We start from the raw sequence: 15,853 nt of genomic DNA, 5'->3' as shown, positions 1-15,853 counted from the left end.
TTTTAGCTTTTATTCACCATTGCTTTTGAAATTATTCATTCGCGGTTTATATTATTTTCTCACTACATGACAGATACAATTAACAGAAATCTTCTTTGTTGCAGCAGTAACACTAAACTAAGCCAGCTTCTATGACATTTTTTGCTATATCTATAAATAGCATTTATCGTTAAGCCAGTTATCCTAAGCTGTTAACTCACTCACCGCCAAGCCAAACAAGAAAAGCCCGTGAGAATAGTGAACAATGTGAAAGTGCGATACCTCTCAGAAATGCCCAGTCAAATAAAGTAGCATAGCAAACCTAATATCAGCTGCCTGTAAGGCACTTGGCAGTACTAGAAACCGAGAAACAACAATGCAAAAAGTTAATGATTTTGATATCAAATTGCTTCACCTTTTTATTACCATTGTCGAATCAGGCGGCTTTTCTGCAGCGCAATTTAAACTAAACATGCATCAGTCCACCATCAGTACCAAGATGAATGACTTAGAAACACGGCTAGGCATGACCCTGTGCCATCGTGGTCGAAGAGGGTTCAGGCTAACCAGTGACGGACAAAAGGTTTACCAGTACAGTAAAGAGCTCTTTAAGGATATCGCCCGATTTGAATGCCGACTCGATAGTATCCGCAATGTTTCTCATGGCCATATCCACCTAGCCCTCACCGACAATTTGGCCACCAACCCGCAGTGCAGAATTCAGCAGGCTATCCGTCACTTTTGTAACGACTTCCCTAGAGTCACCATCGATACCGATATCCGGGATTCCTACCAAATAGAGATGATGCTGCTGGAAGGAAAAATTGAGCTGGGGATCACCTCATCAGAAACACCCAAAGATGGCCTGAACTACACTTTTTTGTTCAATGAAAAACAATGTCTCTACTGCTCGGCTGAGCACCCCATCCTGAACCTCGCCCGAGAGGTTCAAGTCGAGGATTTGCTTAAATACCCTATCGTCGAGCGCGGTCTGGCGCATAAAATCACCCCGCTCAGCGAAGCCAAGGATTTGATGCACCTCGCCAGCAGTACCAATATGGAGGCAACGGCACACCTGATCTTATCTGGTAACTTTGTCGGCTACCTACCCGATCACTATGCCTTTATCTGGGAGCAGCGCGGTGAAATGGTCAAAGTCAACGCACCTTCGCTCGAATATCTTGCGGATTTCCATCTGACCACTCTGGATTCAAAAGAACAATCTCTGGCTGCAGCCCAACTGATGAATGCGATTGTCAACGTTCATCATAATCAGGATAAAGACTTACACACAGCCTAACACCTTATTACTTATAACTTATCAGCGGGATAAAATTTCTTATCCCGCCGATTTGATTTCACTATTCTCAATACATCGAATATAGGCAAAGTAACCATCTTAACCCCGCTATTTATTATCCCACTCAAAAAGCGCTAAATATTTACAGATAAAATCATACCCACCTGATATGCAGCCATAAAAGCCATTTTTATTTATTCAGGCGGGTTTATTACAAAGGTAAATCAATGAGCGTTTATCCATGCATTAATATTCGATTAAATACGATCACCCAAAATGCGCAACATATGGTAGCTACCTGTAAAAGCCATGGCATTTCCCCTGCAGGCGTGACCAAACTCGCCTGCGCCTATCCCGAAGTCGGACAGGCCATCATCAACGGTGGTATTCACCTACTGGCCGATTCCCGTATTGCCAACCTCAAAAAGCTACAACAACTTGATGCCGAAAAGATGTTACTCCGGTTACCGGCAATCAGCGAAGCCTGTGAGGTTGTCCGCTATGCAGATATTTCCCTGAACTCTGAGCTGGCAACCTTGCAAGCCCTTTCCGCTGAGGCCGTCAAACAACACCGGCAGCATCAAGTCATTCTTATGCATGATTTGGGCGATCTTCGTGAAGGCGCATTCTTTGAGGAGGAGACGTTGGCTCTTGCCCGTCTGGCCATCACCCTGCCGGGCATCGAACTGGTTGGTCTTGGTACCAACCTAGCGTGCTATGGCGGTGTCGAGCCCAGTAGCGAAAACCAGAGCAGCTTGCTCACAATTGCCGCAAAGATAGAAACCGAAAACCAGATTAAGCTGAAGTATGTAACGGGTGCCAGCTCGGCCGGACTGAATATCATGCAACGCGGAGAGCTCCCTCGCGGGGTCAATCAGCTGAGATTGGGGGCCTCTCTGCTAATGGGGATCGGGCTTAATGATGATCCAGTTCCCAATACCCGCCAGGACACTTTTGATCTGTCAGTAGAAATTATCGAAATAAAGGTCAAACCCTCGTTACCAGCCAACTCCACAGCATTGGATGCCTTTGGCAATAAACCTCAATTTATTGACCGCGGGCTCCGCAAACGCGCCATCTGTGCCATTGGCAAACAAGATGTCGATATCAATCAAATCACCCCGCAAGACAGCAGCATCCTTGTCATTGGCGGTAGCAGTGATCACTTGATCCTGGACATCAGTGACAGCGACATCAACTACCGGGTTGGTAGCTTGGTTACATTCAACCTGTCATACAGCGGTGTCTTGCAGTGTATGACCTCCGAATACGTTAACAAGCATTTTATCTAGTTTCGCCTTCTACACAGAGCGGGCCGTACATGCCCGCTTTTACACGCCGCCATGTAATTTACAGCTTTCCTTTACTGTTCTTTGTTATCCCCGTTCATTTCCTTATCCATCATATTGTGCGTGTAATTTCCCGGCAGCCTATTCACCGCTTAAATATATATTATCGAACACAGGACTCTTTTTATTCGTCACGTTAAATAATGCCGAAAAAGAAAAACCACCAGCAATATTAATTACTGGTGGTTTTGCTATTACCTTAATCCTAATTAATTACATCATTGCGCCAATGCTTAAAGTGGCCATGATGAGCACAGTCAGCATACCGATAAGCGGAGCGACCCATTTAAGCCAGCGGACGTACGGCACGCGCGCAATGGCCAGTCCCCCCATCAGTACTGCTGACGTTGGTGTCACCATATTCACCAAACCGGATGCAGATTGGTAAGCCGTCACGACCAAATCACGGCCTACACCGGCAAAGTCAGCAAGAGGTGCCATGATAGGCATGGTCAATACGGCCAGGCCTGAGGAAGAAGGAACGACGAACGACAATAACACCTCAAGCCAATACATAACGTTGATGAAAACGATAGAAGACAGACCCGTAACGGCGTGCTCGGCATAGTTCAATACGGTATCGGTGATCATTCCGCGGTCCATGATGACGACAATACCTCGGGCAATACCGATGATCAGGGCTACGCCCAACAAATCACGGGCACCGTTGATGAAACTGGATGTTAACTCCTCTTCGCTCATACGGGCGACTAAGCCAATGATGATGGTGGCAGCCAGGAACATGGCAGAAATTTCGGCCATCCACCACCCAGCCATAGCCACGCCGTAGATCATGATTCCGAACGATGCGGCAAATAGCGCCAGAATGATTTTGCGCGTTGTGGTAAATTCCAGCAGTTCATCAGACTGATTACCAAGGAAGAAGGCTTTGTTTTCTTCGTATTTGTCATAAACGATAGACTTGGTCTTGTCTTCACGAACCATTTTGGCATAGCGCATGACATAACCGACACAGATCACCCAACCAATCAGCAATATCGCAAAACGTGGTTCGATCCCATCTGTAAATGGGATGCTCGCAGCATTGGAGGCAATGACGGTGGCGAATGGGTTAATGGTTGAGCCAAGACTACCGATCCCGGCGCCTAGCTGCACGGTTGCCGCTGCGACCAAAGGGTCAAAGCGTGCTAGCATCATGACAGGAACAAGCAATGTATAGAAGGGAATGGTCTCTTCGGCCATACCGTAAATCGTCCCCCCTGCAGCGAACATCGCCATCAAGATGGGGATCATCAGCTCTTCCCGCCCTTTGAACCGTGCGGTTACACGCGCAATACCGGCATCGATCGCCCCCGTTTTGGTCACCAAACCGAGGAAGCCACCGATCACCAGAATGAACAGGGCAACGTCGATCGCTGCCGCCTCATAGCTGTTGTGGTCATAAAAACCGTCTATCGGTGCCAGCAGGATATCCACGAACCCCTGCGGGTTGCTGTCTATGGGTTGGTAAGTACCACTTATAGGTACTTCTCTACCAAGCTCCTCATTCATCACGCGCTCATACTGACCTGCAGGTACTATCCAAGTCAGCAATGCTACAAACGCAATAAGGGCAAAAAGAATGGTGTAGGCTGAAGGAAATTTGAAGTTAGCAAAAAAGCCAGTTTTCTCTTCTTTTGTCGCGGTTTGGGTCGTCATTATTATCTCCTTGTCTTGCTACTGTCGCCAGTAGAAAACGGTCACTCTATGTACCAAACACTGAATAGAAATCGTTATTGGGAAAAAGAATTCATAGCATTATTCAAAGTTGTCTTTTATTAATACGTCACCATCCAAAATCATTGTTTTTCCTTTGGCAATTACGGAATGAATCGAGAAGTCATCATTAAAAATGCAGATATCTGCATCACAACCTAATTCAACTCGACCTTTATTTATTCCTAATGTATCGGCAACGTTAGCTGTCATCATTGCAATAGCCTGCTCTGGTTCAATACCTACATTGATTAGTTTCGGTAAAAATTCCAGGTTGCTATCACAGCTTGCCGCAACAATACCGGTAAGCTCGCCTTGCTCATTAAATTCCGGCAGGCTGCCATTGCCATCTGAGCTGGTGGTAATTCGGTCTGCAGCGACTCCAGATTCGAGGGCATGTTTTATCATCTGCTCTTGATCAGCAAAATTGCCAGGCGCAGACGTAATATCGATTTTCCCGCCTTTCAGGGCAAAGCCAATTGCTTCGTCAAACAACCCTGAATTGCGCTCGAGGTGGGTCGGCGAGAAATGCTTGATCGGTATCCCCATATCGAGGAGCTCATTGATCTTGTCAAATGCGTTGGGCAGATCGCCCATATGAATATGCAGTACACCTCGCTTGCCAGATAGCATCCCGGCAACCCTGATATCTGAGGTAATGCGAGCCAGTTCCTGTGTTGTTGGGAAAGAACAGCGGTGATCAGCCAAAGCGATTTTTACGCCCAGAACAGACGGAATAAAGGCAATATCATCCCGAATCGCCCCGGTAATGGTCTTGGTTGGGACCTCGTAGGAGCCGGTATACATGTAAGCAGTCATGCCACTTTCCGTCAGTGCGGCGGCTTTGGCATACAAATCTCGAGGCGAGCGCGAGATACCATCGGTTCCCAGCACACCAATAACCGTGGTAGTGCCGGCCTGCAGCAGCTTTTTAAGGCTAACCTGCGGCACTCGGCTGCCAAAACCGGACTCTCCGCCACCGCCGATAAGGTGAACATGTTGATCAATCAATCCCGGCGTGGCGATTTTCCCGCAGCAATCAATCGTCGTGACACTCGGCAGCCCGCAGACATTTAGGTTGGGCTCAATGGCGAGTATCTTTCCTTGTCCGATTAAAATATCGGTCTTGCCGACTTTATTGGGATTATAGAGATTCGTATTTTTCAGTAGGGTAAACATGATTCCTCTTCCTTTGGGATCGGTGATTTTTGATAACCGGACATATCAGACGGTCAAAAGGAACAAGCAAATAGAAGCGAGGCTTGGGTTATGGTTCTGCATATAAAGTACCTGCTGTCCTACCTTTGCTTGTTGGTTGTCGACATTGAACGCCTATTAGAGCAAAAGATAAATAGCGAGGTTGGGATAGTTACTTTGCGTGAAATCGATGTATTGAAAGCAAGAGGTAATATAATCATTTATATCATTAACTTACAAAGCAAACATTACTCTTAACCCTAGCTATGTTAGACTCCCCGCAAGCAAGCACATTAGTGCTTACTCGTTTTTATCGAACATATCGAGGCCCGATTTGAAATATTTTTCTTTTGTATTCATGCTGATAGCAGCACCTAGCTATGCGCAATCCCTGTGCCAACCCAATGAGGACTATATTACGGGTTGTGAGCTTCGAAATGGAAAAACCGTGAGCTTTTGCTCCGGCAGCGAGGGGCTGACTGTTTACCGTTATGGCCGTGCCGGACAGGTGGAGCTTGCCGTCACTGAGCCTGAAGCCGGTACGATGCAGTTGAGCGATGAGTCTTATTCTCGAGGTGCCGCATCCGAATACCAGGCAACGAACGGCAAATACCACTACAGCTTTACCGACGCAATATACGGCAACAATGATGCAAGCTACTTGATGCTAGAACTGGAGCATCGTGGCTACGAGGTACCTTGGCTGAATGAAAATAGCTTGTCACATCATACGATCAGCAAGTCGTTAACCGTATCGCATGAAAACAAAGGAGAACTCACCTCTCTTTTGTGTCATGACGACAGCCATTTTTATGGTATGCCTCATAATGAGGGCCAATATATCCATATCATGAGAGAGGTGAGCAATAAGTACCATACTCAATGGCCGGAATCGATTCCCCAGTGTCAGGCCGACACCCGTTCTTGTGTCGCTATCTATGAAGATTTCAAACAGGAGTTCGCTTTGGTGTACTTTCTACCGGTTGAAAGCAGTGAATATATCAACCACAAGGCCTATTTGATCAAATCGGCTACGGGCGCAATGGCTGAAATCTCCCTCTCCCTCTTTACCACCGAAGCTACAGATCACTCACTCGCTAACGCATTTCACCTAACGGTTGACGGCCAGCAGACGGTTGTTTCACTTGAACCTGCCTCTTGAAGTAGCTTGGGTATATAACAACTTAAGCTTCCTTTATTATTAAATCAAACCACTGTTAATCGGAATCAATGCCCCTGAAAGCTGATATCTCGTTGGTTTACTGATATCTATCATGATACTTGCCATTTGTGCAGGGTCGACAAAGTTTGCGGGATCAATATCAGGAAGTGCTTTACGATTTACTGCGGTATTGATAATGGTCGGTTGCACAGCATTAACAGTGATGTTGGTGCTAATTAATTCAGTCGCCAGGCTTTCGACCAAACCATTCAATGCCATTTTTGATGCCATATAAGGGCCAAAGCCAGCCCCCACAAAGCGTGAGGTGTCCCTTGCCGAGACAAACACCATACTGCTACGGCTCTCTCCCAGCATAGCAGGCACTAGCGCCTTAGACATGCACCATGCCGTTTGGAAGTTGGCATTAAACAAACGCGCAACTTCAGTAGGTTCAACATGTTGCCAATGGTTCCAGGAGAACACACCAGCACAATGGTAATGGGCTTCGATACTGCCCAGTAGCTCAACGGCCGATGCCACCATGTGGTTTGACGATTCAGGATCAGCCATATCGCCATAAACGATTTGGATCGCTCCTTTGTAGTTGGCCTCTAGCTCTGCGCCTCTCTGTTCATCACCTACCCTCGCAAAACCAACCAACTTGGTTCCCTCAGAGATTAGTTGCTCAATAAGCTTGGTGGCCACCTCGGAGAATGGCGCAGCAACCGTTGCAGTTTTAATCATGTGATACCTCTCTTTTTTAGGAGTATATCGGATTATTTTTTGCTAATGCCGCAAAGCATTTTTGCTTTCTATGGTGCCTTTCAAACTAAGCTAGTTGCCATGATTTCCGCTGCAACAATCAATAACGGATAAGAAAGGCCAGCCTCCAGCAACGAAGCTCAAGCTTCGCATTTTTCCTTTACCTTGATTTACAATACTTACCCAAAAGCAAAACCAAGCATAACGCATTGATATATTGGAATTTTACCATCACCCGTTCTCTTCCCTATTTTTCTTGCTATCTTTGCAACCTGCATAGCAGAAGCCAATATGTTATTCTCAGTAAACGATAATCAATTTCACTAACAATTTGGGATAACCTGCAGTGCTTTCTTACTGTTTTGTCGGTTTCAGCATTGAACAAGGCCATACTGAATCCCCCTTAAAGAACGCGTTTCATGACTAAAACACAATTTTTTGCGCACTTTCTGCGTATGAATCGCAAGTCATACATACTGGCGATTTTTTTCATTTTTCTCGTTAACTGGCTCCAAGTCGAAATCCCCCGTTATATCCAGTTGGCAATTGATCTTATCGACAACGGCTCACCAGACGGCCACCAGCAGCTGACAACCTATGTGAGCATCGTGGTATTCATGGCTATTGCCATGGTTGTGGTTCGCATTTGGTCACGCATGTACGCACTTAACCCTGGCCGCGTTACAGAGGCAGCCCTCAAGAATATACTGCTGCACAAGTTGACCCGCTTACCCAATAACTTTCATAGCCAATTTGCATCAGGAAAGCTCATCTCGATCATCAATAATGATTTAGGTGGCGTCCGCCTGCTGTTTGGCCTTGGCTTCCTGCAATTTTTCAATGTCTTACTTGCGCTATCTCTCACACCTCTCTGGATGTGGCGCATTTCACCCGAGCTGACACTTTACTCCGTGATTCCTATCATCATCGCTTTTGTGATTTTCCGTATCGGCTTTAAACAAATGAAAACACTGCATATGGAACATATGCGCCGGTTGCAGAACCTCTCTGCCCAGCTGATGGGTTACTTGTCCGGGATCGATCTAATAAAGAGCGAGCAGATGTCCCCGTGGGTAAAAGACGAAGTCGAAAAGCTTAACCAGCAACTGCTTCACTGCCGGATGCAGATCACCCGTATTCAGGTGTTTTTTATGCCTGTGCTGGATTACGCCAACAACCTCATGAAGATTGTTATCCTCGGACTTGGCGGTTATATGCTGATGAGCCAGCAGCTCACTTTAGGCGAGATAACGGCTTTTCTCAGCTATTCTGTCTTACTGGCTATGCCGCTGATGCAACTAGGGCGAATTGCGACCATCTATCAGCGCGGCATGGTTGGGATCGAAAGCGTGCAAACTATCCTCAATGCTGAGATCCCTCAGCAAGATGTCACCCCACTGCCGCAACGTGAACTTGATAGCTTACAGGCAAAAACGTTATCTGTACGTAACCTGAGTTTCAGCTACCCGGGTGACGAGGCTTTAGTTCTGGATAACGTCAGTTTCGATATCCCCCCGGGTAAAAAAATCGGTGTTCTCGGCAGCATCGGGGCAGGAAAAACCACTCTGGTCAACTGCCTCAATCACCATCTGGATGTACCGGCAGGCAGCGTTTTCCTCGGCGATAAAGACATCACCACTTTTGCCCGCTCCGACCTGCGCCGCTATATCAAAACGGTCACACAAGACCCGTATTTATTCTCGGCAACGGTAGAGGATAATATTCGCTTCGGCAGCCACGCCCCGGACATTGCGAAAACTCAAGTCGATGAAGTGTTGTCACTTAGCCAACTTTCTGGTGATGTTGGCCGTTTTGAGAACGGCGATCAAACCATGGTCGGCGAAAAAGGGATCATGCTCTCCGGTGGCCAGAAACAACGTTTGAGCATTGCCCGAGCCCTGCTTGAGCCAAGTGATTTGATCATCTTGGACAATGTCTTGTCTGCGGTTGATTACGAGACAGAACGCAATATTCTGGAAGGCTTGTTTGACCGTTTGCAGAATCAATCCGTCCTCGTCGTCTCCCATCGCGTTAACGCCCTCGAATATATGGATGAAATCATTGTTCTCAGTGAAGGAAAGGTAATTGCCAAAGGTGATCACACTACCCTGCTCCAAACTTGCCCTTACTATTTTGATACCTGGAAACTGCAACAGAGCGAAGCGGAGGCAGCAGCATGTTAAAGGGCATTGATGTTAAATACCTAAAGCACTTTTTTAAATTTGCCAAGAAATACAAAGGCTCTGCCATCCTGGGTATTTCCATGTTGCCGCTCACCGTTGCAACCAGTTTGCTGTTCCCATGGCTGATTATCCAGGTGATTGATACTCACCTTTCGCAGGAAAACACCAACGGCATGTGGCTATATATCATGGCGCTTGTTGGGGTTTTGATTGTCGACTACATTGTTGATACCACCTATTCTTACAACCTGCGCAAAACAGGCCAGTACACTATTACGGATATGCGTTCAGTGCTTGTTGACCGCGTATTGAGACTACCCCGCAGCTATTTTGATAACACGCCAAACGGCGTGACGCTTTCTCGACTTACCAGTGATCTTGAAACCATTGGCGAGACATTCATCCAATCCGTTGTTGGGCTGGTTCGAGATAGCCTCAATACCATTGCTTTACTAGTGATGATGCTCTTTATCGACTGGCAACTGACACTGATTGTCTTGGTTATCATGCCACCGGTGATGTACCTGACGATGTATGTTCGCAACCGCCTGCGGGAACTGCACTTGACCACCCGTTCTTCATTGGCCCGTGGTATCGGCTATTTGCAGGAAGTGATCTTAGGCGTCAAAACCGTTCAGTTATACCGTGCAGAAGAGGCCGTCGAACAAAAATACAAAGGCTATACCGATGAGTTTTTAAAAGCGCAGAAGAAGGTCAATAAATACGATGCCGTATTGTTTTCCTTCATCTCCGGCATTACCTCTATCACTGTGGCACTGATGATTTGGTACGGCTCTGGGCAAGTCTTGGAGGCGTCACTGACTTTGGGTGTGCTGATTGCGTTTATCAACACATTGGAGAAAGTGTTTGTACCTATCCGAGATTTCACCTCGCAAATTGCCTCGATCCAAAGCTCATTTGCTGCGTTCGACCATATAGAAGAACTATTCGTCGAGCCAATCGAAGAGGAAGGCCGTGATTTGCAGCCGACACACAAAGTGGAACAACAGCTTAAAGAGTTTGTCAGCCTTGAGTTCAGAAATGTCAGCTTCCGATACAAAGATGACGCCCCTTACGTGCTGAAAAACGTGTCCTTTATTTTGGAAAAAGGCCATCAGATCGCGCTGGTTGGCTCAACCGGCTCAGGCAAGTCAACGATTATGCGCCTGATCTCGAAAACCTATCAAGATTACGAGGGCAGCATCCTACTAAATGGCATTGAGCTCTCTGAAGTTGCCATTGAAGATTGTGCCCATCTATTTTCATTGATGATGCAGGATGTCCACTTGTTTGAAGAAACCATTCACTTCAATATTGCCTTGGGCAAAACAGGCATCTCACGCGAGCAGGTTGAGCAGGCATCGCGTTATGTTTACGCCAATAGCTTTATCGAGCAACTACCACAAGGCTATGACTTCCCGTTAGATAAAAACGGCGCTAACCTTTCCGTTGGCCAAACCCAGTTAATCTCCTTTGCCCGTGCAGTGGCACAAGGCGGACAAGTAATGATGCTCGATGAGGCCACCAGCTCAGTTGATTCCATCACCGAAGATCTGATCCAAAAAGCCATGCAGCGCTTGTTCAAAGAAAAGACCGTTATCGCAATCGCCCACCGCCTTAGCACAGTGCGCCACTCAGATATGATCCTGGTTCTGGAAAAAGGCGAGATTGTCGAGCGGGGGAACCACCAAGAACTGGTTACCCAAAATGGTATTTACGCAGGATTGCTCAATGAGTCGACGTTGCAGTCTTCAGCTCCAGAGCTAAATTAACAAATAAGTTACAGGCACAAAAACACAAATCAGGTGGCACCGTAGGTACCACCTGATTTGTCAGTTGCGTGCATAAGTTATTTTACTTGTGCTTTATCGCATTACTGAGCGCCTAGGTTTTTAGCTGGTTGATGCATCATCTAATACCAATTTGGATAACAAACTGGCTATAGTGAGAGTAGACGCTGTCGGTATTATTGATTTACAAAAGAGGATTAAAACAAACTAAAGAAAAGCACCGAGAAGCTGTACAATACGCGAGTTGCGAGATCGCAGCATGGGATACTCACTCACAGAAACCCTCAAAGTAGCCACTTATGTCTAAAGATTTTGATTTCACCACAGAATACACCATCGACAAGGCCTTTTTAGCAGAATGTTATGATCAAACTAGCCGTCCTGCTGTATTTCCACAAGCCTATTTAAAAGGAATACTTTTTCTTCTTTTTGGGGTGGTTTTAGTAAAATTTGAACTGCTACCCAGTGGTTACGTTGGTTGGTTCTTTATTTTTTTGAGTATTATTGAGGCGCTTAGTGTTTATTTTAAGAGAGCCTGGTGGTTGTGGCGACAAACTCTCAGCATGAGCTCTGGCAGCAAAGTGGTATTTCACGTTGACTCTAACGGTGTGAGTTATAAAAGCGGTAAAAACACCCGTAACATCGCCTGGAGTGAAATCGACCAACTTCAGCAAAGCGATTTAGGTTTTATCCTTCATATGGGTAAACAGCGCCAATATGTCAGTAAGTCTTGCTTAAATGATGAAGTGATCGCGTTCATGGTAGAGCAGCACGCTGTATCAAAAATGAACTAACGTCAGCATTTTTTACCGCATATTTATCATATATAGGTTCATGCTTCTGCAGTAATGTGTATGAGTAAGTGAGTAATATTGACTGCTGTTAACACTTTACAATGAATTAATTTGACCAAAATTTGAGAGCTCTAGTACTGTTTAATTAACACATAACAAAAAAGTAGGCGCTAATTGTGGACGGAAATACACTGTTTCATTACACCTCAACGGACGGACTCTTTGGCGTTATGCTCAACAAAGAGATATGGTTTACCGATTACCAGTTTTTGAACGACAAAGGGGAGTTCAAAAAAGCGTTACATGCCCTGACCGGGCGGCTCCGTGACTCGGACTACACCACATGCAGTATGATGCTGGAAATGCTACTGCACCAAATCGAAACCCAGCACTCCATGTGTGTCTGCTCTTTTTCCGGTACCAGTGATTCCCTTACTCAGTGGCGCTTTTATGGTGATGATTGCCGCGGCAGCTGTATCGGTTTTCGGTCCGATGTACTGAAAAACAACACCAGTGATAGTCCCTCACTAACCTGTTCTGCTCACTACTTTAGCGGAACGCTAATGCTGAGTGAGACATTCAAGTGCAGCTATGACCCACTACATAACTATATCGAGGAAACCATTTTCCTGTTCAAAGAGCTGTTTGATTATTTGAACGCCATTGACATGCAGCATCAACATGAGCAGCAAAGTGTTCTGGAAGCCTTGGCGCCACATTACAAGTCCTCGCTCTTTTCCTTGCTCAAAACCCTATTTGCCTGGAAGCATCATGACTTCATTAACGAAGATGAGTCACGCGCCATTGCACTGGTTCCGCTGAACGAACTGAGCTATCGCGTGAACCGGAACCTTATCACCCCATATTACAAGCGTACCTTGGAAGATGTCTTTTCTATGGAGTCGATAAAAGTCATCATTCTCGGGGCAAAATCCGACAAAAGAAACTCACTGGCTATCTCTAGCTTAACCTCGCAGTACGGCGAGCAAGCCTTGCTGTGGGAAGCCAACGCCCGAGAGCTATCTGAAACAAGGCCTGAAACCTATGAAGATGTCGGGCAATGTGCAAGGCATAAAACCCAATACAATTGAAATCACATTACCTTGCTTCGACTGAAAAGGCCTCTCACTGCGAGGCCTTAAAACAGTTATAACAACTGTTTGTTGAGAGTACACATTAAATAAGGTGGCTATTCATTGCGCTCGAGCAACACCATCACTTCCGCATGTTCCGTATGAGGAAACATATCAAACCACTGCAGCCGCTGAACCTCATACGGATGCAAATCCATTAAGTCCTTTTTAAGTGTTTCTGGGTTGCAGCTGGAATAGATAATATATTTGGGTGCCAATGCGAGAAGTTGCTCGGTTAATGCCTGTCCTAGCCCGCGACGTGGCGGATTAACCAACACCAGCTCAGGTGCACGGTCTTGCAACTGGGAAAAATGAGCAGAATCCAACGCATCAAACTCGAGGTTGTTGATCCCCAACAGTGCAGCCGAAAACTTGGCACTGGCAATCGCCTCAGGCTCAATTTCAATACCAACGACCCGTTCGACATCATTGGCACAGTGCAAGGCAAAGCCGCCTACGCCGCAGAACAAATCCCACATCGTGGTCGGTGCCAACTCTCTGACCCAATTTCGTGCCGTCGCATATAGCTGCTCTGCGACCTTCGGGTTAGTCTGGAAAAAACTCTTTGGCCGAATCACCAATGGCACGCCGTTGAACTGCTCGACCAAATGCTGAGCGTCGGTAAGGAAAATTTCTTCTTCCCCTTCCAAACGTGCCATATGAATTGGCTGCAGGTTCACCGAAACCACTGTCACTTGCGGCCAATCAGCAAGCAGCCTGGCAAGGTTTGCTTCAATACGGGCAATAGCATCTCTGCTTTTCATCACGAACCGAAGCATATACTCGCCCTGACATTGAGAACGAGTAAGCAGAATGTATTTCAACTCGCCTTTCTTTTTCGCCTTGTTATAAGGCGGAATACCCGCGCCTCGAATCCAGTTCTCTAGATAAGCCAGTAATGCCTGCATATCATTAGGATAAAGCGGGCAGCCGCATAAGCTTACAGGCAGATTATCACTGCCTTCTATACCCAACACTGGCTGGTGGGCAGCACCAAGTACAACCATCTTGGCCTTGTTTCGGCATGCACTTTCCTCACTATAAACAGCGGGCAACCATTGCAGTGGCATTACCGTTGAAAACAACTGTTTTAGCGTGTCATCTTTTTGCTGGATTTGCTGTGGGTAAGGCATACCCGATAAATTACAGGAACGGCAGCGCTGCTGATCAAAGTGAGAACATTGCATGGTGGTACGGGTAATAAAGAAAAGCGCTAGTCTATTCCTTTCTCCGAAAAGCACCATTTGGATTATTTCTGCACATAATAAGTAATTTTAATGACACTGCTGACATTTTAAACAACAATAATTCGTTACCCTCAATTTCACGGTTAGTTCAAAGAAACCAAGTCATGATTTTGCTAGCTTAGCGCAAACTCGAACAACCCTGCACGACCATGAAACTAACCCAACTGAATGCGTTCAAAGCCATTATTGAATGCCAAACCGTCACCGCCGCAGCAGAGCGCCTTCATCTCAGCCAGCCTGCCGTCAGCAGATTATTGTCCTCATTAGAGCAACGCTTGGGCTTTAAATTATTCATCCGCAAAGGCAACCGATTGGAGCTCAGCGATGAAGGGCAGGCTTTTTACCTCGAGGTCGCCAAAGTCTTCGATGCCGTCGCCGGATTGGATCAAGCCGCCAACTCAATCCGCTCCAATCACTTTGGCAGCCTCAATATCGCGGCAATGCCACTGCTCTCCAATGCATTTTTACCCCGGGTCGTTGCGACCTTCCTATCCCAGACGCCTAAACTCAAGCTGGGCTTCAAAACGTACCGCTCGGAAGATGTGATCCGCCGGATACAAAGCCAAACCGCCGATATCGGCTTTGCTTTTGTCGACGACATTGTGGCCGGGGCCAAAGCACAGCGGGTCGAATGCGAGTGCGTATGCTTGGTTCCAGCCAGCTCACCGCTGGCAAAACGCAAGGTCATCGATATCTATGATATTGCCGATCAAGTGCTAATACGCCATGAAAAAGATGCCACCCAACGGCGTATAGATGCATTATTACGCCGTTACAGCCTGTCGACTATCGAGCATATCGAAGTCTCCCTTGCCAGCACTGCCGCCGCGCTGGTCAAAGAGGGAGTTGGCATTGCGATCACCGACCCGTTTACCGCCGTTATCGACAGCGAACACCCGAACGTGGTCATGCGACCACTGGTCTTTGGCCTGCCGTTCGAATTTGACATCCTCTACCCAGCCCTCAAGCCGATCCACCGTCATGCCGAGCACTTTATCGAACAATTTATGCTGCTGGCCGACGCCCTTGATGTGCAGTTGAAAATTGGCCCGATGAGAGATCTTGATGAGTAACCTTCGGGACGACATCACACTTGAGCCGCGTATGGGCGGCCAATGAGATGAAAAAATAACCCATTAAAAATCAAAAAGATAATAACGTTATCACTAACTAGCATTACTTTTTTGCATGGCTGTTTGTTCCTTTAGCATTGGCGAGATAACTGGGAGGTTCCTTACTGT

General features: G+C 46.6%; 12 protein-coding genes. 8 read left to right on the top strand and 4 right to left on the bottom strand.

Features of this window, described 5'->3' with window-relative positions; genetic code table 11:
- Positions 1-355: 355 nt before the first annotated feature.
- The gene (locus tag PTW35_RS07645; RefSeq protein WP_281027177.1) at positions 356-1,279 is read left to right on the top strand and encodes a LysR family transcriptional regulator; all 924 of its coding nucleotides are present in this window, start codon (positions 356-358) and stop codon (positions 1,277-1,279) included.
- A gap of 227 nt (positions 1,280-1,506) precedes the next feature.
- Positions 1,507-2,571 (top strand): alanine/ornithine racemase family PLP-dependent enzyme, encoded by a 1,065-nt coding sequence (locus PTW35_RS07640; protein ID WP_044623148.1) that lies wholly within the window; start codon positions 1,507-1,509, stop codon positions 2,569-2,571.
- Between the two features lie 270 nt (positions 2,572-2,841).
- Here PTW35_RS07640 and PTW35_RS07635 read toward each other — a convergent pair whose 3' ends face one another.
- Together PTW35_RS07635 and iadA are read right to left on the bottom strand one after the other, a co-directional pair.
- On the bottom strand, positions 2,842-4,287 hold the full coding sequence (locus tag PTW35_RS07635; protein ID WP_044623147.1) for a YfcC family protein: 1,446 nt from the start codon (positions 4,285-4,287) through the stop codon (positions 2,842-2,844).
- 99 nt (positions 4,288-4,386) lie between these two features.
- The gene (iadA, locus tag PTW35_RS07630; protein WP_281027176.1) at positions 4,387-5,523 is read right to left on the bottom strand and encodes a beta-aspartyl-peptidase; all 1,137 of its coding nucleotides are present in this window, start codon (positions 5,521-5,523) and stop codon (positions 4,387-4,389) included.
- Positions 5,524-5,875: 352 nt separating this feature from the next.
- Between iadA and PTW35_RS07625 the strand changes: the two genes are divergently transcribed.
- Positions 5,876-6,703: a hypothetical protein gene (locus PTW35_RS07625; protein WP_281027175.1), complete on the top strand. Its 828-nt coding sequence runs from the start codon at positions 5,876-5,878 to the stop codon at positions 6,701-6,703.
- A gap of 39 nt (positions 6,704-6,742) precedes the next feature.
- On the opposite strand, the gene PTW35_RS07620 is transcribed toward PTW35_RS07625, so the two are convergent.
- On the bottom strand, positions 6,743-7,447 hold the full coding sequence (locus tag PTW35_RS07620) for an SDR family NAD(P)-dependent oxidoreductase (protein ID WP_281027174.1): 705 nt from the start codon (positions 7,445-7,447) through the stop codon (positions 6,743-6,745).
- 437 nt (positions 7,448-7,884) lie between these two features.
- Between PTW35_RS07620 and PTW35_RS07615 the strand changes: the two genes are divergently transcribed.
- The 4 genes from PTW35_RS07615 to PTW35_RS07600 all read left to right on the top strand — a co-directional run bounded on the left by PTW35_RS07615 (position 7,885) and on the right by PTW35_RS07600 (position 13,323).
- Positions 7,885-9,648: an ABC transporter ATP-binding protein gene (locus tag PTW35_RS07615; protein ID WP_281027173.1), complete on the top strand. Its 1,764-nt coding sequence runs from the start codon at positions 7,885-7,887 to the stop codon at positions 9,646-9,648.
- Positions 9,642-11,420, top strand: a complete 1,779-nt coding sequence (locus PTW35_RS07610; protein ID WP_039462296.1) for an ABC transporter ATP-binding protein — start codon at positions 9,642-9,644, stop codon at positions 11,418-11,420. The genes PTW35_RS07615 and PTW35_RS07610 overlap by 7 nt, the downstream gene beginning before the upstream one ends.
- A gap of 317 nt (positions 11,421-11,737) precedes the next feature.
- On the top strand, positions 11,738-12,232 hold the full coding sequence (locus PTW35_RS07605; RefSeq protein WP_281027172.1) for a YcxB family protein: 495 nt from the start codon (positions 11,738-11,740) through the stop codon (positions 12,230-12,232).
- Between the two features lie 176 nt (positions 12,233-12,408).
- A complete protein-coding gene (locus PTW35_RS07600; protein WP_281027171.1) occupies positions 12,409-13,323 on the top strand; it encodes a DUF2971 domain-containing protein in 915 nt (304 codons plus the stop codon).
- 98 nt (positions 13,324-13,421) lie between these two features.
- Here PTW35_RS07600 and rlmC read toward each other — a convergent pair whose 3' ends face one another.
- A complete protein-coding gene (gene rlmC, locus PTW35_RS07595; protein WP_281027460.1) occupies positions 13,422-14,552 on the bottom strand; it encodes a 23S rRNA (uracil(747)-C(5))-methyltransferase RlmC in 1,131 nt (376 codons plus the stop codon).
- 209 nt (positions 14,553-14,761) lie between these two features.
- Between rlmC and PTW35_RS07590 the strand changes: the two genes are divergently transcribed.
- Positions 14,762-15,685: a LysR family transcriptional regulator gene (locus tag PTW35_RS07590; RefSeq protein WP_039462305.1), complete on the top strand. Its 924-nt coding sequence runs from the start codon at positions 14,762-14,764 to the stop codon at positions 15,683-15,685.
- Positions 15,686-15,853: the final 168 nt, after the last annotated feature.

The sequence above is a fragment of the Photobacterium sp. DA100 genome, from assembly GCF_029223585.1.
GTDB lineage: Bacteria > Pseudomonadota > Gammaproteobacteria > Enterobacterales > Vibrionaceae > Photobacterium.
This window is presented reverse-complemented; position numbering and strand designations above follow the sequence as displayed.